The following is a 234-nucleotide window of genomic DNA, read 5'->3' on the forward strand; positions in this document are numbered from 1 at the left end:
AGCGACATAGGGGTCTTCTAAAGGCCCTTGGTACGAAACATACGTTACCCCGTCATGGTAAATACCTGCAGGGGGTTGAACGATGGCCAAAGGATTACCGATTGCATCATTGGCAAAGTAATCTACATACTCAGCATTACTCGATTTATAATGGCTACATCCAGTGAGAAGAAGTGCTACACATGTAGAAATAACACTGAGTGGTTTTATCATTTTTTTCATTGTTGTCACCTG

The 234-nt window shown here is 41.9% G+C and carries 1 pseudogene; it reads right to left on the minus strand.

Annotated elements, in window-relative coordinates:
- Positions 1–222: pseudogene (locus R0J88_RS23620) on the minus strand (hypothetical protein); the annotation flags it as partial.
- Between the last annotated feature and the right edge of the window lie 12 nt (positions 223–234).

Source organism: Pseudoalteromonas sp. SIMBA_162 (genome assembly GCF_046535955.1).
Lineage (GTDB): Bacteria > Pseudomonadota > Gammaproteobacteria > Enterobacterales > Alteromonadaceae > Pseudoalteromonas > Pseudoalteromonas marina.